Source organism: Staphylococcus sp. FSL W8-1207 (assembly GCF_038003745.1).
GTDB classification, from domain to species: Bacteria; Bacillota; Bacilli; order Staphylococcales; family Staphylococcaceae; genus Staphylococcus; species Staphylococcus equorum.
Genome location: NZ_JBBOPU010000001.1, coordinates 136,271 through 159,441, shown reverse-complemented (window position 1 = coordinate 159,441; position 23,171 = coordinate 136,271). Strand labels below are relative to the sequence as shown.

The window sequence follows — 23,171 nt, the reverse complement described above, 5'->3', positions numbered from 1 at the left end:
ATGTCCTCCTTTTATTATCTGGATACTTTTAAGCCTTTTGGAACAGCCCATTTTTCGACTAATGAAAGTAATACATCTACAACTAAAGCTAAAATTGTTACAAGTATAGCTGCACTTACAATCATCAATGGATCATATAAATTTAAACCGTTAAATACAAAGTCACCTAAGCCGCCTGCACCAACATAACTTGCTAGCGTCGCCCAACTGATTACATATACAGATGATAATCGAATACCACCTAATATAAGTGGTAAAGCTAACGGTAATTCAATATCTTTCATAAGTTGTAACTTGGTCATTCCCATACTTGTGCCAGCTTCTTTAATATTAGTGTCGATGTTTTTGACGCCTAACACAGTATTATTCAATATTGGTAAAAGTACATAGATAAATAATGCTACAATTGCAGGTAATTTCCCCACGCCAAATATTGGTATCATGATAGCTAATACCGCAAGTGTTGGTATTGTTTGAAGCACACCAGCAATTGTGAGTACGATATTTGAAGTTCTTTTCATTTTGGATAAGATAATGCCTAATGGAACAGCCACTACGATAGCGATTAACAATGCGATCATTGAGATATAAAAGTGTTCAGCTGTTTTTGATATCAGTTGCCCACCATATTGCTCTATGAAAACTTTCATTATTTATCAGCTCCTACATTTTCGGGCTCTACTATTGCATTTTGATCCGCATTGTCATCTTCGTCTATTTCGCCCCAAATACTGTCATAAACAATATCCACTAGGTTTGCTCTCGTAACTAATCCAATTAATGTTTCACCATCTTTATCCACTACCGGAACGTTTCTTACATTTCGTTTTAAAATTGTACGTACTGAATCTTGCAATTTACTGTCTATTCTTACTCTATAAATATCACGTTGCATCGTATCGATAAGCTCTTTGTTTGCACGTAAGCCTTGGTTAATATCTTCAATATCTAAGTAACCTAGTAATCTATTGCTATTACCTACCACAAAAATAGTATCTACACGACGTTCTCTCATGACTTTAACTACTTCGTTCAGTGAACGATCTGCGTGTACAGTTACTGGTTTAATCATTGCATCTTTAACTGTACGCATATTTGGACGATCTTGAATTAATCTATTTTGACCAATAAAATCACGTACGAAATCGTTTGCAGGATGACGTAAAATATTATCTGGTGTGTCAAATTGTATAACTTGTCCTTCAGACATAATACAAATTTTGTCTGCTAGCTTAATCGCTTCATCCATATCATGCGTAACAAAAACAAATGTTTTACCTAATTTTTGTTGTAATTCTTTCACTAAATCTTGTAATGTATCTCTTGTAATCGGGTCTAATGCACCAAATGGTTCATCCATTAAGATGACATCTTGTTCAGCAGCTAATGCACGCACTACCCCAATACGTTGTTGCTGTCCCCCAGATAATTGAGATGGATATCTATCTAAAAACTCTTCTGGTAAATCTACGAGTTTAATTAATTCTTTCGCTTTACGTTCTTTCTTTTCTTGAGACCATTTTAATAATTTCGGTACTAAAACGATATTTTCTCTGATTGTCATATGAGGCATGAGTCCTATTTGTTGAATTACATAACCAATTTTTCTACGTAATTCTACTGGATTCATTTTGCGGACATCTTTGCCATTAATTGTTATTTGTCCCTCAGTAGCTTCTATCATTCTGTTGATCATTCTTAAAGCAGTAGTTTTACCACTACCACTTGTTCCTATAAACGCAATAAATTCACCAGATTCAATATCTAATGATATATTATCTACAGCTTTCTTCCCACCGCCGTAGACTTTTGATAAGTTTTTAATACTTAACATGGTTCAATCCCTTTCTATGTACATATTTTAAATTAAAAATATTTCATAATAATTTTAGACTATCTGTGGATGTTATACAAATTCTAAAATAAGTAACAACATAGCTACAAATAGCCCTAATTTATTCGTTTTGGTTGTTAAAAAACAAATCAATTATATAATAAATTAAAATTTGATTTTGTTACCCTATACAATAAGATACCTTAATTAATAAAAATAAATAATTTATACTTATGAGTTTTGTTACTTTAAACATTCAATAAACATTGTTAATCAATCGTTTCAAATTGATTTCAATTATACTATTTATGCTTAATGCCAATAAGATGACCAAGCTCTTGAGGCTTATTTTCAATCGTATTTATAGTAGCATAATCTTCAATCGCTTTTTTTATCATTTCTGGAAATACTTCGGGTTTATCTATAGCTGTATTCATTCCCATGAGCATTACTTCATAAGTTGCACAACGAGATTGATTTGCATCTCTTAACGTCATAAACACATGTAAACGTTTCGCATCATAATCATATAGCTCAACATTAACCGAGATTAACTCATCTACTTTAATTTCTTTTAAATACATCACATGATTTTCTAAAGTAAACACTGTGTATTGGCTTTGTGCTATCGTCTCTTTATCTAGTCCTAGATAGGCAAGCCAAGCATCTGTCGCATCACTAAAAACACGATTATATTCAGCATCATTCATATGACCATTGTGGTCTACCCAAATATCTTTCACTTTAGTCGTATATTCAAACTGTGAATGTATCATATTAATACACCGAAGGGCTTGTGGCTTTTTTCATTGATGGTGTATCTTCTGGCCAATATTCTTCTGCTAATTTTTTTACTTTGATTAAGAATTCGTTGCGTTTCTGATCAAGCTCTGACATTGTTTGGCCTTGTGATGATGCTTCACATCCTTTAACGACTTCTTCATATAAATCTTTCGTTAATTCTGGTGCTACTAATTTAGTCCATGGTTTTTTCAAAGCTGGGCCAAATTGTTTTAACATGTGGCGCATCCCACCTTCTCCACCTGCCAAATGGAAAGTCATGAACGGTCCGTATTGTGCGTAACGCAATCCTGCTGCATGCGTGAATGCTTTATCTACTTCTTCTGTAGTAGCTATGCCATCATTTACAATATGCAATGCTTCTCTCCAAAGTGCTTCCATTAATCTATCAGCAATATGACCTTCTATTTCATGTCTTACATGCAGTACGTCCATGCCGATACCTTCATAAGCTTGTTCAGCTTTTACTGTCGTTGCTTCCGCAGTTAATTGTCCTGGAACAATTTCTACAAGTGGTAAAATATATACCGGATGGAATGGATGAGCTACAACTAAACGCTCTGGATGTTGTAAGTTTCGCTGTAACTCTGAAGGTTTAATACCTGAAGTGCTTGAACCTATTGTTGCATCAGGTCGTGCATAAAAGTCTATTTCAGTCAGTACTTGCTCTTTTAATGATTCAATTTCAGGCACATTTTCTTGTATATGATCTGCTTCTTTAACAGCTTCTTCTAAATAAGGTGTAAATGTAAGATTTTCTAATGAAGCACCTTCTGCTAAGCCAAGTTCTTGGGCAAATGGCCAATTTTGTTTTACTTGTTTCAACATTCTTTCATATGCGCCTTCACTTGGATCAGTAGCGATTACTTCATGACCATGTGCTAACATTCTTGTAATCCATCCACTACCAATAACGCCTGTACCTACAACTGCGAATTTCATTTTGCCCCTCCTTGTGGATCTCTAAGTTGATATTTTTCACGCGCTTCAGCTGGCGTCATTGGTTCTATATCTAAACCTTTTAATATTTCTACAGCCTTTTCAACGAGTTGTTCATTAGTGGCTTTGACACCTTTTTCCAAATATAAATTATCTTCTAATCCCACACGTACATTGCCTCCACGTTTAGCCGCTTCTTCTACTGTTGGAAATTGCATTCTGCCAATGCCAAATGCTGACCAGTGTGCATTTTCAGGTATACGTGTCTTAAAGTATTCTATTGTTTCGGCGTCATTTTCTGCTCCCCAAGGAATGCCAAGACAGAATTGGAACATTGGTTCTCCTTCGATTAAACCTTCATTTATAAGTTGCTTAGCAAATGATATATGACCACTGTCAAAACACTCTAACTCAGGTTTCACCCCAGCTTCTTTAACAAGTTGTGCTTGTTCTCTTAACCAACCTGCTGGACTTAAATAAAGCGTGTCACCCATATTGACACTACCACAGTCTAGGGTACACATTTCTGGTAATAATGCGCCTACAGGTTCGTGTCTTTCTTTTGGTGTTTGCATGTCTGTTCCTTTTGCACCAGTATATGGATCTTTTAGATTCGGGATGAAGTCTCCTCCTCCACCAGAAGTAATATTTATAACAATATCTTCGTCTGCTTCTCTAATTAATCTCACAGCTTCTTTAAAAAATTCAACGTTATGACTAATGCCACCTGTTTCTGGGTCTCTAGCATGTATATGTGCCACAGTCGCTCCTGCTTTTGCACATTTTATCGCTGAATCAGCAATCTCTTGTGGTGTTACAGGAACATTTTTATTTTTTTCTGTAGTATCTCCAGCACCTGTTATAGCTGCTGTTAGCATAACTTTCTTCATTAATATAAACCTCCAACAGAGTTTTTTAATACATCGATTAGTGTACCAACCAGACGGTTTAGTTTCAACCTTATAAAATATAAAAAAAGGGACTAATCAATTTTTAATCATTGATTATCCCTATATTATCAGTGCTTTACATGAAATTTTCATTTAATTATTTTTTTATAATTTCTATTTTTATCGACCCTTTTTAATCGATTTTTTCATTTTTAGTATAAGCTGTTAGTCTTTCTAATACTTCAGCTCGCATCGAATCATCTATGGCATCTAAACCAAATATTTCAGACAGCCATAGCCCATCGACTGCCATTCGAATAATTGTCGCATCAACTTTGTCTAATCCATCATTTTCAATATTGAATTGCCATTCTTTATATGTGTCTTGTAAAGGTAATAACAAATTACTATTTATACCTTGTGCAGCTAACATTCCTGAAGTGATAGATGCATTTTCCGAACTGTATTCGCGTGTAGCATCTATAAATGCGCGTATCCATTTACCTTGTTGTTGGTCATCACCTTGCACATGTTTATCAACGTTAATTCGATATATTTCGTCTGCATGATCGACAAGTCCTTGAATTAATGCAAATTTGTTTTTGAAATGATACAACAAGCCACCTTTACTTACGCCTGCTTTCTTAGCAACAGCATCCAAAGTTAAATATTCACTGCCTTGTTCATTAACGATAGATGCAGCTGCCTCTAGTAATTGTATCCGTTTAGAAACTCTTGGCATTAATACACCTTCTCTCTAAAAGTACGTTACGAGTTGATATCTCATAACACTTTTTATATTCGAGCAAACTATAAACGATAATTGTTAAAGTTGCAACTGTATCTTTTTATTATTAATTAAAATAATGACCATTAAACAAGCGATATGAACTAAATACACGTTTTATTTTATTTATATTAAATATGAATAACTCTTAAAAATCATTCTACACTTTTTTCAACTTACTTAAATTATGTTGCTATTTTTCTAGACTTATTCTGTTATTTTAATATCAACTTCAAGTCTATATTATTTATCATCTATACCCTTACCTTCTAAAATATGATCCACATATTTTTCAACACGTTTTTCACGTGTTGTCGCTCTTTTAGCTTGTCCGATATGGAACATGTACTGTCTCTGTCTACCGGGTGTTAAATTATAAAATGCTTCTTCAAGTTGAGGGCTGTCATTTAATTTTATTTGTAGTTCTTCTGGCATTTCATAGTCTGCTGTTTTTTTCATTGGCACTTGCTTGCCTGATTTTTCAATTCTTATTGCTTCTTCAACATACCATTTAATTTCATCTCTTCGGTTTTCAACTTCTTCTAGGCTTTCAAAGCGCAACTGTCTTCCAGCTTGAACATTTTTCGTTTGTTGAATAAGTGATTGATATGGGTCTTCCATGATAGATCCTTTTTCAAAAAGCAAAGCACAATAATGTTTAAAATCTTGAATAATCACAACATTTTTATTCTCTAACGTGTAACAAGGGTGCATCCATTTATAATCTTCTACTAATTCAGTTTCTCGAATAATTTCACGCATTATTTTAAATTCATCTTGCCATTGTTTTAATCTATCAATAAATGCATTTACTTTAATATGATCATCGTGTTCATTAGTCATAAAAATTACACCTCTTTATAATTAATTTACTTATATTTATTCTACTATGAAATGATTAATTTTATCTAGATTTAATCTTTTTAATATTTATGTTAAGTTTTCCGATTGATATACTATGAATTGAATGGTTGTTATGGTATGATTTTTTTATTATTTAGACTATTACATAGAATATGAGGTGATTTTAATGCAACAAGCAACAAATTTAAAAAAAGTACTAGGTTTAACTGACGTCTTGGGTATAGCTATCGGGCAAATCATAGGTGCCGGGGTCATGTCACTTACTGGAATTGGTATACAGATGACTGGTAGTGGCATAACACCTGCATTTATTTTATCTGCCATCATCACCTTACTTACGATGCTCCCTATCGCAATATTAGGTTCGACATTACCTACTACTGGCGGAATGTATCAATACACTAGTCGTTTATTGTCTCCAAAGACAGGCATTTTTTGGTTATTATTATTTATCTTTTTACAGATTACGTTGTCATTATATGCATTATCATTCGCACAATATTTAGAAGGTCTTTTCCCTGGAGTACCGGTTAGGACTGTCGCCTTCTCATTATTAACTATTTTATTTATCGTAAATATCGTTGGTATTAAATCTGCCTCTATTATTGGAAATATTATGGTAGTCACTTTAATAGTGGCTTTGTCTTGCTTTATCATATTTGGTGTTCCACATGTTAACTTTGGTGTATTTAATACGAAATTTATGCTCCCAGATGGTTTCACCGGCTTCTTTACTGCTGTAGGCCTTGTTTCTTTTGCGACTGGTGGTGCTCAAGTAGTTGCTGAACTTGGTGGAGAAATGAAAAACCCTAAAAGAGATATTCCCATTGTTATTATTGTTGCTACTATATTTGTCGGATTATTATACGCATTTATTGCCTCAATTGCAGTAGGTGTATTACCTATTCCAGAAGTAGCAGGTAGACCTTTAACGAGTGTCGCAAAAGAAGTATTACCAACCCCGGTATTTATCTTCTTTATGGTTGGTGGCGCGATGTTTGCTTTAGCAACAACACTTAATTCGACTTTTACTTGGGTAACAAAAAGTTTATTAGTGGCAATTCACGATGGTTATTTACCTAAATATTTAGGTAGCGTAAACAAACGGTTTGGTACACCTCATTGGCTATTACTTATCTTTTACATTATTGGTGCATTGCCTATTATTACAGGTATGTCTTTAGATGTTGTTGCACAACTTGGTACAGGCATTTCTCTAATTGTATTTGCATTTCCAGCCTTAGCTGTGACACAATTGCCAAAAAAATATCCTGAAGCATATAAACAATCCCCATTTAAAGTGCCTTATCCTATCCTAGTGACAATAGCTATAAGTGCAATTATAGTCTTGCTATGCCAATCTTATTTGCTAATTTCAGATTTAAAATTAGGTTATATCATAGGCACCTTTATATATATTATTATCTCAGCATTTATTGCTCATTTCTCAAATAAAAAAGCGCATTTAAACATTAGTGAAATACAACTAAATTCTAAGCAAATCCCCGAAAAACAAATCAACTTTTCTAATAATCTATAATTTAATAAAAATGAGGACGGTCACATGACATCAATTTTCCAATCGACATGTGTCCGTCCTCATTACTGTTTGACTTCCCAAAACTCTGTTTTCTGCTTAAAATAAAATATTAATTTACATATAACAAAAGCTTATTTATCACTAATTTTTGTGAGCCAATCAGCTATTTTTGATACTCTGAATTAAAGTTACTTACGCTTTATTATATTTTGCTACTTTTTTTAAACTTATAACCAATATAAGTGCCACTAGAGCAATGGCAGCACTAAAGTAAGTTACAGCTAAAACATCTATTTTCGAAACAACTAAACCACCTATGATACCACCGATACCAATACCGGCATTTAAGCTCGACATATTCCAACTCATCACTTGACTTGTATCCCCGTCAACGTGTTCAATGATACCACTCTGAACTGCCGGATTTGTACTCCATTGCATAATGTTCCAAATAAAGATAACCATTAATAGCAAGCCAGTACCTGGTAAGAAAACATTCAATACTAACATCATAAGAATAAATATTGAAGTTGCAATCGTTAACCAGCGCTTACTTGTTAATTTATCTGATAGTACTCCACCCATCGAAGTTCCTATTACACCTGCAATACCATTGATTAATAAAGCTATAGAGACAAATGATAAATCATGACCACTGGACAACATTAACGGATTAATGTAGATAAATGTAACGGAATTCGCTACTAATAATAGGAATGTAATCCCTAAATATTTTGTAATTTCTGCAGGTCTTAAGATTTTAGAATAACTACTGCCACGTTTTTGACTACTTGTGCTTGTTGTAGATGCTTTAAACTCTGGATCAGGTACATAAAAGTACATAAGAATACCAACAAGTATACTTACAGCTACTATAAATAGAAACGTAAATCTCCAACCAACTAAGTCACCAATAATTGTTCCAATAGGCACACCGAATACGTTAGCACCACTAAAACCTGAATAAACGATACCTATCATTTTCCCACGATGTTGAGGCGCCGTTAATAAAGCTGTTAATGCTAGTATCTTCACTACAATTAAAGCTGCAGCTGCTGAAGATAAAATGCGTCCAAATACTAAAATAGTAAAATCAGGGGCAACTGCAATAATTACGTTCCCTAACATAAACATTACTAATGCCCATAATAAAACTGGTCTTGGTGAAAAACGATTTGTAACTTTAACCAAAATCGGTCCTGCAATAGCAAAGGTAATTGCATATAAAGTTACTAACTGACCAATAATTGCTTCAGAAACACCTAAATCATTACTCATTAAATTCATAATCCCAGCAACCATCATTTCAACCATACCTACAATAAATATGCTCAAAATAAATGTTGCAATTCGCATAGCTGACATACGTTTCACTCCTTTCTTTTATTTCGTTGCAATTTTTACATAACCACTATATTATAAACCATTCGTCAACAGGTTTGAATATATTTACTTGGTGCCACCTCTAACGTATTAATAACATTTAACAATTCACAAAGTACCGCAATATTCATTAATTAGCTCATAAAGTTAAAAACAACAATGAATAAAGGGAACATCTTATTTTAGATGCTCCCTGACTGAGTTTCTTCTATAAAAATTAGCGTTGTTCAACATGCAAGTGACGTCCTATCAATTGATTGCGATGATTAAAAAATTGTTTGTAGCTTAAGTATGTAGCAATTAGTGCTGACATGATTGTTGCTGTTGTATGAATAAATACAACCATCAATTGAAATTTCACAGCTTCTAATGGGTCAACACCACCAATAATTAACCCTGTCATCATACCAGGTATAGATACAATACCATATGTTTTAACAGAATCTATTGTTGGGACGATTGCTGTCTTTACACTTTCTCGTATTGTCGTTTTTGAAGAAAGTTTCGGTGTAGCACCTAGCGCTAATTTAGCTTCAATTCTACTCATCTCTTTAACAAATTCTCTATCTAAATTCTGATAAGCCAAATTAATAGCAATTAGTCCATTACTTCCAAGCATACCTGCAATCGGAATGACTTCATTAGGCTTGAATTGAATAGCACCTGTTATGATGACGCCTGCTAATGGTAATGCAACACCAATAAATATTGCTGCAAAAGATATCCAAAACACATGATGCATCACTGGTGATGCTCTACTGATTGTATTCCAGGAAGCATTAATAATGATAATAAATACAAATAGTAAGAGTAACCATTTTTGGTTAACATCAAATATAAAGTGCAAAAGATACCCTAAAATAACAAGTTGAACGACAGCTCGTGTTGTTGCCACGAGTAAATCTTTAATAATATGTAATTTTTCTTTATAAGAGACAATCATGGGAAAGATTAGGAGTAACCCTGTTAACACTAAAGCTGTTGTACTCATTATAAATCCTCCTGTTTGTCTATTTTGCCATCAACAATTCGAATTCTTTTTTGAAAATGTCTAATACTCTGATTCGTACTATGTGTAATCCATAAAATTGCAACACCTTCATCAGCAAGCTTGAAAATGAGGTCTTCTACTTTCTCACTATTTTGCGTATCCAATGCACTTGTTGCTTCATCTAATAATAGTATTTGAGGTTTATACATTAATTGTCTAGCAATTGTAATACGTTGTCTTTCTCCACCTGATAGATGCTCTACACTTGTATTAAAATTATAGTGACCTAAACCAACAGCTTTTAATAACTTCTTAGCTCTTTTACGATCAAATTTGTCCTCTCGAACTACAGCAGGAAATGCCATATTATCGCCTATTGTAAGATCAAACAAATCACTTTCTTGTAATAAATAACTAATGTCCATACGTAATGATTCAGGTTTAATTTGTTCATAAGCTTTGCCATTAAAATATATGTCACCCTGCGTTGGACTAATTAAATTATTAAGCAACCGCAACAATGTACTTTTACCGCTTCCAGAAGGTCCTATAATAGCAATTGTATCTCCCTTTTCTATTTTCAAATTGATATTATCGATGATGTATCTATTGCCTATTTTGTAAGAAACATTTTTAACTTCTAACATCATCTGCCCTCCTTAAATTATGAATCATTTCATCTTATTTATTCCCTAAATCAATTATTTTAATAGCCTTTTCATGCAATGCGTTGGGATCAGACGTTCACCTAATAATTAATATGTCATTCAACAAATTTCATTTACTTATTTTTATTTCATAAAAACAATAGCTATGAATGAAATTAAATTATTTACAGCATGCAACGTTATAGCCAGCGCTAAATTCATACCACTCTTTAAATAAACAAAAGCAATCGCCAGGGCAATAATAATATAGGAGCCTATCTCAAATGGAGATGTGGCACCAATCACATGAACACCTGCAAACAATACAATTGAAAGGACTGTAGCAAAACCATATGTAATTTTTTTGCCTAGTTCATGGATGATTAAATGCCTAAATAATAGTTCTTCAATAATAGGCGTTAAAATCACAATATCAATAAATAAAAATGGTAACATCCTGTTATCAGCGAACATTTCCTCTAAGAATATTTGATTTTGTGTTTCATTATATTGTAATGACTTAGGCAAAAATTCCATTAACCAAGCGTATGTTGAATTTAAAATTAAAATTAATAGATATGCAGCCATAATCATCAATAGATATCGAGGTACTTTTTTAAACCTATCCATTGCAATCGATAGCATTTTATCTTTTTTATGCATTGCATAAAAGCTATATAGAATGATTATTTCTGCAATGACTGCGCTCATGATTAATATATTTTCATCAGTAACAAACGATTCATTTTTTATATCAATAATAGAATATATTCCATATATTAAAACAAAGAAAATAATAGGAACTATATTATTAGCAACAATATATATAGGGAATAGCCAAAAATCTCTTTTTACAATCTTGTCATTGTTCCATATGTTATTTTCATTGTGTTCTTTTTTTATCTCATGAGTTGACTGTTTAGCCATATGACACCTTCCTTATCGTTGTATACAATGAATATACCATGATTTAAATTACTTATATACATTTTATAATATATTTATTCGTCAGCTATTCCCAGCTCTAGTATATTGGTCAGCCCTACTTTATAGTAGGTATCATATTGTAAAATGCGTATTTTGTTGTAGTATATATGTAAATGGGGAGGGATGTTACATGGCAATTTTGACAATATTACAATTCATCGTAAATATCATCATAGTGCTAATTTTATTAAGTGTATTAATTATTGGGGGATTTTTACTATTTAAAGATAAGCATCAAAAGCAACATAGTGTATTACGTAATTACCCATTACTTGCACGTGTTCGCTATTTTGGAGAAAAAATTGGTCCTGAACTCCGTCAATATTTATTTTTAGCGGATACGAAAGGTAAACCATTTTCCAGAAATGATTTTACTAACATCGTATTAGCTGGAAAATATAATTCTAGAATGACGAGTTTTGGTACACAAGAAGATTATAAAGATGGCTTTTATATACAAAATACAATGTTTCCTTTACAAACATCAGAATTACACATTGATCAGTCACCTATGATTTCTTCTTTTATCTATGAAATTGATAATGAACGTCTGTTCAATCGTGATGAACATAAAATTCAAACTGAACTTAATCCTTACTATATATCAGAAGAAAATCGTGTCACTTTAGGTGCAGAACTTAAGCACCCATTCAAACCTAAACGCTTAGTTGGTCAATCTGGTATGAGCTATGGTGCATTAGGTAGTAATGCAATCAATGCATTGTCTCAAGGACTTGGTCAAGCAGGTACTTGGATGAATACGGGCGAAGGTGGATTATCAAAACACCATCTCTCTGGAGACGTGGATCTCATCTTTCAAATTGGACCGGGATTATTTGGAGTACGTGATAAAGCAGGCGTATTTGATATAGATGCTTTTCTCGAGTTAGCACATAGAGATAAGATTAGAGCCTTTGAAATAAAACTCGCACAAGGTGCCAAAACACGTGGTGGGCATATGCAAGGTAATAAAGTAACTGAAGAAATTGCAAATATACGTAAGGTTGAACCATGGAAAACAATTAATTCGCCTAACCGCTTTGATAGCATTAACAGTCCAGAATCTTTACTTAATTGGGTAACTCAGCTCAAGCAACAAGCTCAAAAACCGGTTGGCTTTAAAATTGTTGTAAGCAAAGTTTCAGAAGTAGAAAAACTTGTACAAACTATGGTTGAGACAAATCAATATCCTAGCTTCATCACCGTTGATGGGGGTGAGGGCGGTACTGGTGCAACCTTCCAAGAATTGCAAGATGGTGTTGGTTTACCTTTATTTACGGCTTTGCCTATTGTAACTTCAATGCTTGAAAAGCATGGCATACGTGACCGTGTTAAAATCTTCGCATCTGGAAAGCTTATCACGCCAGATAAAATCGCAATTGCTTTAGCACTTGGCGCAGACTTAGTGAACGTGGCACGTGGCATGATGATTAGTGTCGGCTGTATCATGAGTCAACAATGTCACATGAATACTTGTCCAGTAGGCGTAGCTACTACGGATCCTAAACTCGAAAGAGGACTAATTGTCGATGAGAAAAAATATCGTGTCACTAATTTTGTAACAAGTTTACACGAAGGATTATTTAATATAGCTGCTGCAGTCGGTGTGGAGTCACCTACAAAAATATCTAAAGACCACCTCATTATTAAAAATAAAGATGGCGGTGTTCAATCAATACGCGATTATAAACTGAAATTAATTGATCAACATCGATGACATAAATAGAGCTCTATTACTTAAAAGTAATTAAACTGCTTTTCAAAGTAATAGAGCTTTTTATTATTTATTTGCTTCATTTATTTGTTGCGTTAGTTTTGTTTCTATAGTGCTTTGCTCATCTTCTAATGGATTGAACTCAAATTTCTTATCATTTATAAATACTGTTGGTATGCCTTTAATTCCTCGACTAACCGCTTCTTCAGTAATCGCTATAGAGCGTTCATCAGCTTCTTTCTGAGGTGATAAGTTAAACTGTTTCTGCATTTTCTCTTCTATAGTAGCAAAATCAACTGTCCATTCTTTTTGAGTATCATACAATTTACGTATAATTTCTAGTGTTTCGTCAGTATTTTGATAATCTAAATGAATATTTGCAACCGTACCTTTTAATAATCCATTCTTCGTTTTATCAAAGTGCTTAATTACATGTTGTACTTTACCTTGATCTATCAGTGGTTTTAATGATTGATCTGCGGCTTTAAAATAATTTTTACAATATGGACAAGCCAAATTTATAAATGATTCCACTTTAACAGGCGCATTTGGTGACCCTAATGTAAGATGTTTAACTTCTGTCATATAAAATCCCTCCACTTTGTCTATATTTATATTGAAACATGCTTATTCTTTTTATGCACACTTTTAGTCTGAGTAATTTAATAGGAATTTTATTTTTCAAACCAATTAGCGACGTTCCTCACTACTTATTCTCCCTCATAGTCAAAATGCTATGTAATTGCATACTTCATGTTAAAATAAAGTTATCAATTTTAATGGGAGGCATTATATGAACAATTCAGTGAAGTTATTAAAATCACTAACAGATGTTGATGGTATTGCAGGCCACGAAATGGCAGTTAAATCTTTAATGCACGAATATTTAACACAAGTAAGCGATGAAATCATAGAAGACAATCTAGGCGGGGTTTTTGGTAAAAAGACTGCTACTACAAGTAATAAAACATTAATGGTTGCTGGTCACTTAGATGAAATCGGCTTTATGGTGACTAAAATAGATAAAGATGGCTTCCTAAAATTCACCCCTATTGGTGGCTGGTGGAATCAAGTCATGCTCTCTCAAAAAGTAACAGTAACTACAGATGATGGTAGAAAAATCAGAGGTATTATCGGTTCTAAACCGCCACATGTATTGTCACCGGAAGAACGTAAAAAAAATGTTGATATGAAAGAAATGTTTATTGATATTGGCGTTAAAAGCAAAAAAGAAGCACAACAATTCGGTATCGAATTAGGCAATATGATAACACCATATAGTGAATTCGAAGCATTAGCGAATAACAAATATTTAACTGCAAAAGCTTTTGATAACCGTTATGGTTGTGCCCTTGCAGTGGATGTATTACAAAACCTTAAGAATGAGACTATTGACATCAATCTTGTCTCAGGTGCCAATGTTCAAGAAGAAGTTGGTCTTCGCGGAGCTAAAGTAGCATCTAACAAAATCAAACCTGACTTAGCTATAGCTGTAGACGTTGCTGTCGCATATGATACACCAGGAATGTCTGGTCAAGTAAGTGATACAGCAATTGGTAATGGTCCTGTCGTTATTTTAATGGATGGATCTAATATCGGTCATGTTGGATTTATGAAGCATATTAAAGCAGTGGCTAAAAAACATAATATTACGATTCAATTAGACACTACTGCTGGCGGTGGCACTGATGCCGGAAGTATTCATGTAGCGAATGAAGGGACACCAACTGTTGCTATTGGGGTCGCATTACGTTACATGCATTCCAATGTTTCTGTGTTACACACAGATGATTACAAAAATTCAGTAGCCTTAGTTACAGAAATTATTAAATCTCTTAATGACGATGTGGTTGACCAAATCATTTGGTAATCTAGGAGTTAACTGAGATACAGTATTCAAATGTAAAGTTAAAACAAACATAGTACGGATTCAAATATACTAGCTATACGGATAAGGGAGCGGGACAGAAATCAAATTTGATTTTCTATCCCCTCCTTTTTTATACTTTTTAAACGAATTTTTAAACAAACACACGAACGTTCATATATGTTATATATATTTAAACTTTGAAAATTATAAAGTTTTCAGAATATTTATTCTATTTTTATTCTTAATTTGTTATACTACCGATAACTTATTAGGGAGGTCGTTATGATGATTTCGAATACTAAAGGTAAGCCAACGCTAATAAATAGATTTTTGAATATTGTAGAAAAAGTTGGAAACAGATTACCCGATCCTAGCATTTTATTTTTCTTAATGTGTGTAGGACTCGCAATACTTACTTGGGTTGTATCATTATTTCAGATTTCCGTAAAACATCCGGGCACAGGCGATACGATTGCAATCAAAAGTATTTTAAGTAAAGATGGACTGTCGATGATTCTGAATGACGCCATAAAAAACTTTTCAGAATTTCCAGCATTAGGTCTTGTTCTTGCAGTCATGCTTGGTATTGGGGTAGCAGAAAAAACAGGTTACTTCGATAAATTAATGATTCAAGTTGTACATAAAGCACCAAAGAATTTCATTGTGCCAGTCATTATTATTATAGGTATTATAGGCAATGCTGCGGGTGATGCAGCGCCGATTGTGTTACCACCATTAGCAGCGATGGTCTTTATTAAATTGGGCTACCACCCTATTGCGGGTTTAGCAATGGCTTACGCGTCTGCACTTGGAGGATTCTCTGCAAATGTCATGATTGGTATGTCAGACGCATTACTTTATGCATTTACAAAACCAGCTACAAGCATTGTTTCTGATAGTGTGCATGTCAACGTAGCAATGAACTGGTACTTTATTGCAGCAAGTGTGCTCGTCTTATTGCCTTCCGTATATTGGGTTACTATGCGTTTTGTCATTCCTAGATTAGGTAAATATGATGATTCTAATTCAGCTATTCAAGCAGATGATTCTAATTCAAAGCTCACACCTCAAGAAAACCGTGCCGTGTTTTGGGCAAATATCAGTTTTTTTGTATTAATTGTATTGCTTATCATTTTAGCTATACCGCAACACAGTTTTCTGAGGAATGCCAACACAGGTAGTTTATTGAATGATGCACCTATCATTAACGGTGTCGGTCTAATTATTTTAGTATTATTTTTAGTTCCTGGTTTAGTGTATGGCATTATGGTAAAAGAATTTAAAAATTCTAAAGACCTAGGAAAAATGTTAGCTGATTCAATGTCATCTATGGGTTCATTTATCGTCATTGTGTTTTTTGCAGCGCAGTTACTTGCCTTTTTAGAATGGAGTAACCTGGGCATTATCGTTGCTGTTAAAGGCGCTTCAATACTTCAAGGACAGAATGGCGTTGTACTTATCCTAGGTATTATCTTATTAAGTGCACTGATTAATTTATTAATTGGTAGTGCATCTGCCAAATGGGGTATTTTAGCACCTATTTTTATCCCAATGCTTATCATTGTAGGTTTCCATCCAGCATTGACTCAAATGTTGTATAGAATTGGTGATTCTATTAGTAATCCAATAACGCCTATGATGCCCTACTTACCATTGCTATTATCTTATGCACAAAAATATGATAATGATATGAAATTAGGTTCATTATTATCTAGTCTAATGCCCTATACAATTATATTAAGTATCGTGTGGCCATTATTCATGATTGCTTGGTATCTATTAGGTTGGCCGCTTGGTCCAGGTAGCCCCTTACATGTAAAATAAATTATTAAAAAAGAGACAGACAAGAAGGAAATATTTCCTTCTTGTCTGTCTCTTTACTTTCAATTATATTAACCTCTGAAATAATCATCGTGTAGTTATACTTTTATTAAGTAATATTAAATATTTTAGAACACATTTTTTTCTAATTGTTGTAATATAAAAGTAAGAAAAGGGTAAATAAAGTACAAGTAAAGTAAAATAACCTCATTTACTTAGGAGGAAATTATGGAACGTATAGGATTAATAGATATTGGTTCAAATACCATTCGACTCGTTATTTTTGAATTTGATCATAAAACAGGATTAAATGAAATATTAAATATCAAAACACCTGCAAGATTAAGCCAATATTTAACTGAAGATTTGGCTATGACGGATGACGGTATTGAAGTATTAACTAAAGCATTGCGCAGTTTTAAAAAGGTTGCTGACAAGTTTAATATAGATGAATTGCATCCGGTAGCAACCGCAGCCATTAGACAATCTACCAACCAAGAGCAGATTATTAAACATATCAAAGAAGCACTTAAAATCAATATTAAAATTATTTCAGAGCAAGAAGAAGCATTTTATGGTTTTTATGCTATCACACATACTACTGATGTTAATGACGGCGTGTCTGTAGATATTGGTGGTGGTTCTACAGAAGTCACACTCTTTAAAGATAAAAAACTAATAGAATCACATAGTTTTCCATTTGGTGTTGTTACATTATCCCATCGCTTCTTTGAGGGCAAAAACCACAATGATAAATCAGCAGTCAAAAACATGGAAAAGTTTTTAACTAAACAATTTGAACAACTTTCTTGGTTAAAAAATCAAGAAATCACCTTAGTTGGTATCGGGGGTTCCGCACGTAATGTCGCACGCATTCATCAATCTGAGCACTCATACCCTATTGGTGGCGTTCACAACTATGCAATGACTGAAGAAAATATTGATGAAGTGTACGCAATCATTAAAAAAAGTTCATATGACGATTTAAAAGATATAGATGGTCTAAGTAGAGATCGTGTAGACATTATCCTGCCCGCTGTAGCTGTCTTCAAGTCATTATTTAATAGAATTAATGCGAATCAATTCACATTTTCTCGAAAAGGGCTACGTGAAGGTTATGCGATGAAATTAATTTCTGAACGTCACCCTGAAGAATTTAAAAAAGAGAATATTCGTCAAGATGCTCTATACCATTTAGCTAACGAATATCGCATTGAGGAAACAAGTGCTAAACAACGTGTGAAGCTAGCACAAACATTATTAGAACAATTAATAGGCTTTAAAAAATTAGAAGTAACTCAAAAAGAATACGAACTATTTGCTGAAGGGGCTTATTTGTACTACTTAGGAAGATTTATTGATGCTGATTCAAGCTCACCGCACACCTATTATATTATCGCGAATTCAATGATTGATGGTTTTCCCCATGAAGATAGAGTGAAGCTCGCTTTACTTGCTAGTTTTAAAAATAAGTCATTATTAAAATTCTTTAGTCATGAAACCAAATGGTTGCGTGGCAAAGAATTGGATAACATCCAATCTCTAGGGGGCATTATCAAATTTGTCAATGCACTTAATGTGTCTCATACGAGTTCTGTAGAGCAAGTAGAATTACAACAAAATGATGATGGTTACACTTTATTTGTATACTACAACGGTGAGCCTATCGCTGAAGAATATCAATCCTTGAGGCAGAAAAAGCATATTGAAAAAATCTTAAAAGATGACCTATCTATCATCTTTACAAAATCTTAAAATTTATATGATAAGTTATACGTAGCAAAATACAATATTCAGACTACAACGAGGTGTAATTAGAGTTATGCATAGAAATTTGGGAGCAAAAGATTTGAACTTACCACAATACTACAATAATAGAGAACTCAGTTGGTTAGATTTTAACTATCGCGTATTACAAGAAGCCAATGATAAAAACAATCCATTGCTTGAGCAACTTAATTTTGTTTCGATATTTAGTTCGAATTTAGATGAGTTCTTTATGGTCCGCGTAGCTGGTTTACAAGACCAAGTCAAAATGGGTTATGACAAACCCGAAAATAAAGCCCAATTAACACCAAAACAACAACTTAATCAAATCAATATCAAAAATAAACAAAATGTCGACTTACAATATAAGCGTTATAATGAATTGGTAGAAGATTTACGTCAACATAAAGTTGAAATTGTTCAACCGGATGAATTACCTGAATCGTTATTATCTCAATTAGAAACAGAATTCAAAACTGGTATCTTACCAACATTAACTCCATTAGGGATAGATGCTTATCACCCTTTCCCAAAATTAAATAATAAAAGCCTGAATATCTTTGTTGATATAGATACTGAAGATGCGATTAATTCTGCAATTGTCCAAATACCTTCTTTAATACCTAGGTTTTATTCATTAAATAAAGGCGATACGCAATTCATTATTATGGTAGAGGACATCATTACGCATTTTATTAATGAATTATTTAGCGGATATGAAGTACTAAACACTTTTACGTTTAGAATTACTAGAAATGCTGATTTAACTATACATGAAGACGGTGCGGAAGACCTTCTCATTGAAATTGAAAGGTTTTTAAAGGAACGTAAACGTGGTACTGCTGTACGCTTAGAAGTGGATGGACGATTCGCCACGCATGAAGACATTGTGTGGATTATGAACCAAGTAGAAGTACATGATGATGAGGTTTATTTTGTAGACGGTCCGTTAGATTTAACGATGCTGTCTAACTTAGTTGATCACTTATCTAATAAATTGAAGCACTTAAAATACAAAAAGTATGTGCCACAGACACCACAGTCTTTAGGTAACCATAATGTGTTTGATTTATCGTTGAAAAAAGATATATTCTTCCATCACCCTTTCGAATCGTTTGAGCCCATTGTCGACTTCATACGTGAAGCCGCTGAAGATCCAGATACAATTGCTATTAAACAAACGCTTTATCGTGTCAGTAAAGATTCCCCTATTATTAATAGCTTGAAAACCGCTGCTGAGAATGGGAAACAAGTTACTGTACTTGTTGAGTTAAAAGCACGTTTTGATGAAGAAAATAATGTGCATTGGGCAAGAATGTTGGAAGACGCTGGCTGTCATGTTATATATGGTATGACCCATTTAAAAACGCATAGTAAAATTGCGCTTGTAGTCAAACGTGTCAATAATAAACTCACTTCCTTTATTCATCTAGGCACTGGAAACTATAATGATAAAACCGCTAAATTATATACGGACATGGGGCTAATTACTACAAACGATGCAATTGCTGAAGACGCACTAAACTTTTTCAATTATCTTAGTGGTTATTCAGTCAAACCTGTTTATAATAAACTTATTGTTGCACCATTTGATATTAGAGATGTCTTCTTAGCTCGTATAGACAATGAAATTCAAACACATCATGAACATGGTAACGGCAAGATTATAATGAAGATGAACTCTTTAACAGATAAAGATATTATTCTTAAATTATTTGAAGCCTCTTGTGCTGGTGTTAAAGTTCAACTTATTATTCGTGGTATTTGCTGTCTGAAACCAGGTATCCCGGGTATTAGTGAAAATATAGAAGTCGTAAGTATCGTGGGGCGCTTTTTAGAACATTCACGTATTTACTATTTCCACAATAATGGAGATGAAAAAATCTACTTATCTTCTGCAGATGCCATGACACGTAACATGATTAAGCGTGTAGAAATCTTATTTCCTGTTGAAGACAAAGCCATTGCCAAACGTTTATTAGATTATATGAACCTTCAGTTATCTGATAATCAAAAAGGACGTTTTCAAGATTCACATGGACGTTATCATTACATTGAAAATAACTTGTCACCATTAAACTCTCAAGCTTATTTAATGAAGGAAGCAGTGAATTATGGTCAACAACTTCAAGATGAAGTATCGCAACCACAACCTCATGTTGTATCAGCCAATTCACCTCAAGGTTGGTTCTCTAAAATACGTCGCACTTTCAAAAAATAATCCATTACATTAAATATAGCGCTGAATGCTCCGTTTAAAAGTGAGCATCCAGCGCTATTTATTATGTTTTTGTTATACAATAGCGCTTGCCATTATATATTAATAATGCTTCCATACATAATTATAAAGTTTAGACATCACCCACTTGTGTATCGGAGCTTGTGAAACTAAATATACTAGCCAAGGTAATGCGGGTTCATAATGATTTAAACCAATCACGCATCTATAACACGATGCTGATGTTCTAAATTCGAGCATTCCATCTTTTCCTCCATTGCTACTTACTAGTAAACCGCCTGTTACTTTTAAAATAAAATTGGTTGGTGAGCTGTATGCTTTTTCCATTTTTATTAATGGATATGGTAAAAACTTCAAGCTAATTTCAAAGCGTTTCTCTGTTTGCTTAATTCTAATCCATCCTAAACTACATTCTTTTAAATATTGTTCATACATGTCAACAAGTTGTATGGCATTGATTTCTTTTGTAAGTAACATATGTTGAAATGAATAGACTTTTTTATATTTATCTTGCATTTGTCTCGAACATTTACCTATTCTATTTATAACTTTAGAAACTGACATATCAATTACTTTGACGTTTTGCGAATTAAATATATTTTTAAAATGATTGTTATACTTTTTTTCCACGTTCAATATGTGGAGCTTCTTGTCACTACATGAAGGTAAGGCGTGTAATATATTTTCAATAGCCCACATATGCATACTATGCGAATGTCCTTGTAAATATCCATTGGGAAGTGCTGCTTTATTCGTTATATATATAATATGATGCATTTGTTTTAAAGTACGTTGCAATTCATAAGTTTGGAATACATTTGTTGCCACAAAAACACTCTTCAAATGTACAATATTATTATTTCGCCGATTGTAAAATTAAGCTAGACACATAAGAAAAGCCACTCGTGATACACTCAAAATGAATTTCCAACCAAAGAAATCATAGGAGTGATCACGAATGACCTACACCCATCTTAGCACGGATGAATTGATAATAATAGAAGCCTATTTCCATCAAAATAGCTCTGTCACAAAGATTTCAAGACAGATGGGCCGGGCCCGTCAAACAGTGCACAATGTGGTGACTTTTCTGAAAGACGGGCACACGGCACTGGATTATTACAAGCGCTATAAGCAGAACAAGAAACGCTGTGGTAGAAAACAGACTGTACTACCCGCCGATCAACATCTCTATGTTGAAGAAAAAGTCGCTCAGGGCTGGACCCCCGATGTGATTACTGGTCGCGAGGAACACCCAATTAATTGTTCGGGACGGACACTGTACCGGCTATTCAAACGTCAGCAGTTTGATATTTCTACACTGCCGATGAAAGGCAAGCGAAAACCAAACGGTCATAAGGAACGCCGGGGCAGACAGACATTCAAACGGAACATTTCTGAAAGAGAGACGGATTATCCGGCATTCAACGAAGAATTTGGTCATCTTGAAGGCGACACGATTGTCGGTGTCCACCATAAAAGTGCCATCATTACATTGGTTGAACGCCTGTCAAAAGCCATCATCACGCTAAAACCCGAAGGCAGAACAGCGAAGGATATCGAAACCACGCTCAACACATGGTGTCATCAGGTGCCCAGAAACCTGTTCAAATCCATTACATTCGATTGTGGCAAAGAATTCTCGAATTGGCGGTCAATCAGTAATCAGAATGATCTTTCCATCTATTTCGCTGATCCGGGCACCCCTTCCCAGCGCGGGTTGAATGAACATTCCAATGGGTTATTGCGGACAGATGGATTGCCTAAGGGGATGGATTTCAATCAGGTGGACCAGCGGTTTGTTTCCTCCGTCTCTACCAGAAGGAACCATATCCCCAGAAAGTCATTGAATTATCAAACCCCGTTGGAAGTATTTATGAGTTACATGGATGTAGGTAAACTGTCTAGCTTATTTTGACAAACGAAGTTTGTATAAACTTCATGATGCTTTTGTAATTTCTTAATTAATTGTTTACCTAAATAACAATTCGCACCAAATATAAACACTTTCATTATTATCGCTCCTATTGACACTCTAGTTGATAATTGATTTGATATTTTTTAAACGACCCATCAAATGATATCATTCGTATCATT

At 33.9% G+C, this 23,171-nt stretch carries 20 protein-coding genes; 7 read left to right on the top strand and 13 right to left on the bottom strand.

Annotated features, from left to right (window positions below; translation table 11 throughout):
- Window positions 1-14: 14 nt before the first annotated feature.
- The 7 genes from NSR03_RS00695 to NSR03_RS00665 all read right to left on the bottom strand — a co-directional run bounded on the left by NSR03_RS00695 (window position 15) and on the right by NSR03_RS00665 (window position 6,094).
- Window positions 15-650, bottom strand: a complete 636-nt coding sequence (locus NSR03_RS00695; RefSeq protein WP_002506756.1) for an ABC transporter permease — start codon at window positions 648-650, stop codon at window positions 15-17.
- Window positions 650-1,834: a betaine/proline/choline family ABC transporter ATP-binding protein gene (locus NSR03_RS00690; RefSeq protein ID WP_069801956.1), complete on the bottom strand. Its 1,185-nt coding sequence runs from the start codon at window positions 1,832-1,834 to the stop codon at window positions 650-652. The genes NSR03_RS00695 and NSR03_RS00690 overlap by 1 nt, the downstream gene beginning before the upstream one ends.
- A gap of 302 nt (window positions 1,835-2,136) precedes the next feature.
- Window positions 2,137-2,610 (bottom strand): thioesterase family protein, encoded by a 474-nt coding sequence (locus NSR03_RS00685; protein WP_046465933.1) that lies wholly within the window; start codon window positions 2,608-2,610, stop codon window positions 2,137-2,139.
- A 1-nt stretch (window position 2,611) separates the two neighbouring features.
- The gene (locus tag NSR03_RS00680) at window positions 2,612-3,577 is read right to left on the bottom strand and encodes a 3-hydroxyacyl-CoA dehydrogenase NAD-binding domain-containing protein (RefSeq protein ID WP_069813363.1); all 966 of its coding nucleotides are present in this window, start codon (window positions 3,575-3,577) and stop codon (window positions 2,612-2,614) included.
- Window positions 3,574-4,464, bottom strand: a complete 891-nt coding sequence (locus NSR03_RS00675; RefSeq protein WP_069813364.1) for a BKACE family enzyme — start codon at window positions 4,462-4,464, stop codon at window positions 3,574-3,576. The genes NSR03_RS00680 and NSR03_RS00675 overlap by 4 nt, the downstream gene beginning before the upstream one ends.
- A 193-nt stretch (window positions 4,465-4,657) precedes the next feature.
- Window positions 4,658-5,206 carry a TetR/AcrR family transcriptional regulator gene (locus NSR03_RS00670; protein ID WP_002506751.1) on the bottom strand — a complete coding sequence of 183 codons (549 nt, stop codon included), beginning with the start codon at window positions 5,204-5,206 and terminating at the stop codon, window positions 4,658-4,660.
- Between the two features lie 288 nt (window positions 5,207-5,494).
- Window positions 5,495-6,094, bottom strand: a complete 600-nt coding sequence (locus NSR03_RS00665; RefSeq protein ID WP_069813366.1) for a YdeI/OmpD-associated family protein — start codon at window positions 6,092-6,094, stop codon at window positions 5,495-5,497.
- Between the two features lie 187 nt (window positions 6,095-6,281).
- Between NSR03_RS00665 and NSR03_RS00660 the strand changes: the two genes are divergently transcribed.
- The gene (locus NSR03_RS00660; protein WP_069801966.1) at window positions 6,282-7,655 is read left to right on the top strand and encodes an APC family permease; all 1,374 of its coding nucleotides are present in this window, start codon (window positions 6,282-6,284) and stop codon (window positions 7,653-7,655) included.
- A 192-nt stretch (window positions 7,656-7,847) separates the two neighbouring features.
- Here the strand turns inward: NSR03_RS00660 and NSR03_RS00655 are convergent, their stop codons facing one another.
- The 4 genes from NSR03_RS00655 to NSR03_RS00640 form a co-directional block, all read right to left on the bottom strand.
- The gene (locus NSR03_RS00655; RefSeq protein WP_002506748.1) at window positions 7,848-9,020 is read right to left on the bottom strand and encodes an MFS transporter; all 1,173 of its coding nucleotides are present in this window, start codon (window positions 9,018-9,020) and stop codon (window positions 7,848-7,850) included.
- 235 nt (window positions 9,021-9,255) lie between these two features.
- Complete coding sequence (locus tag NSR03_RS00650) at window positions 9,256-10,029, bottom strand: ABC transporter permease (RefSeq protein WP_002506747.1); 774 nt, start codon at window positions 10,027-10,029, stop codon at window positions 9,256-9,258.
- Window positions 10,029-10,679, bottom strand: a complete 651-nt coding sequence (locus NSR03_RS00645) for an ABC transporter ATP-binding protein (RefSeq protein WP_031265854.1) — start codon at window positions 10,677-10,679, stop codon at window positions 10,029-10,031. Before NSR03_RS00645 ends, NSR03_RS00650 begins: the two co-directional genes overlap by 1 nt.
- 141 nt (window positions 10,680-10,820) lie before the next feature.
- On the bottom strand, window positions 10,821-11,603 hold the full coding sequence (locus NSR03_RS00640) for a CPBP family intramembrane glutamic endopeptidase (RefSeq protein ID WP_069813368.1): 783 nt from the start codon (window positions 11,601-11,603) through the stop codon (window positions 10,821-10,823).
- Between the two features lie 190 nt (window positions 11,604-11,793).
- On the opposite strand from NSR03_RS00640, the gene NSR03_RS00635 reads away from it, so the two are divergent.
- On the top strand, window positions 11,794-13,380 hold the full coding sequence (locus NSR03_RS00635; RefSeq protein WP_069813370.1) for an FMN-binding glutamate synthase family protein: 1,587 nt from the start codon (window positions 11,794-11,796) through the stop codon (window positions 13,378-13,380).
- Window positions 13,381-13,443: 63 nt separating this feature from the next.
- Here the strand turns inward: NSR03_RS00635 and NSR03_RS00630 are convergent, their stop codons facing one another.
- Window positions 13,444-13,962, bottom strand: coding sequence for a thioredoxin domain-containing protein (locus tag NSR03_RS00630; protein WP_002506743.1), 519 nt, complete (start codon window positions 13,960-13,962; stop codon window positions 13,444-13,446).
- A 208-nt stretch (window positions 13,963-14,170) separates the two neighbouring features.
- On the opposite strand from NSR03_RS00630, the gene NSR03_RS00625 reads away from it, so the two are divergent.
- From NSR03_RS00625 to NSR03_RS00610, 4 genes are all read left to right on the top strand, one after another.
- A complete protein-coding gene (locus NSR03_RS00625; RefSeq protein WP_069813372.1) occupies window positions 14,171-15,247 on the top strand; it encodes a M42 family metallopeptidase in 1,077 nt (358 codons plus the stop codon).
- A gap of 285 nt (window positions 15,248-15,532) precedes the next feature.
- On the top strand, window positions 15,533-17,071 hold the full coding sequence (locus NSR03_RS00620) for an AbgT family transporter (protein ID WP_002511516.1): 1,539 nt from the start codon (window positions 15,533-15,535) through the stop codon (window positions 17,069-17,071).
- Between the two features lie 222 nt (window positions 17,072-17,293).
- Window positions 17,294-18,823, top strand: coding sequence for an exopolyphosphatase (ppx, locus tag NSR03_RS00615; RefSeq protein WP_069813374.1), 1,530 nt, complete (start codon window positions 17,294-17,296; stop codon window positions 18,821-18,823).
- Between the two features lie 67 nt (window positions 18,824-18,890).
- A complete protein-coding gene (locus tag NSR03_RS00610; RefSeq protein WP_069813376.1) occupies window positions 18,891-21,056 on the top strand; it encodes an RNA degradosome polyphosphate kinase in 2,166 nt (721 codons plus the stop codon).
- Between the two features lie 99 nt (window positions 21,057-21,155).
- Here NSR03_RS00610 and NSR03_RS00605 read toward each other — a convergent pair whose 3' ends face one another.
- Window positions 21,156-21,902, bottom strand: coding sequence for a hypothetical protein (locus tag NSR03_RS00605; protein WP_256092605.1), 747 nt, complete (start codon window positions 21,900-21,902; stop codon window positions 21,156-21,158).
- A 130-nt stretch (window positions 21,903-22,032) separates the two neighbouring features.
- On the opposite strand from NSR03_RS00605, the gene NSR03_RS00600 reads away from it, so the two are divergent.
- Entirely contained in the window at window positions 22,033-22,992 is a 960-nt protein-coding gene (locus NSR03_RS00600; RefSeq protein ID WP_040762886.1) for an IS30 family transposase, read from the top strand.
- Window positions 22,993-23,171: the final 179 nt, after the last annotated feature.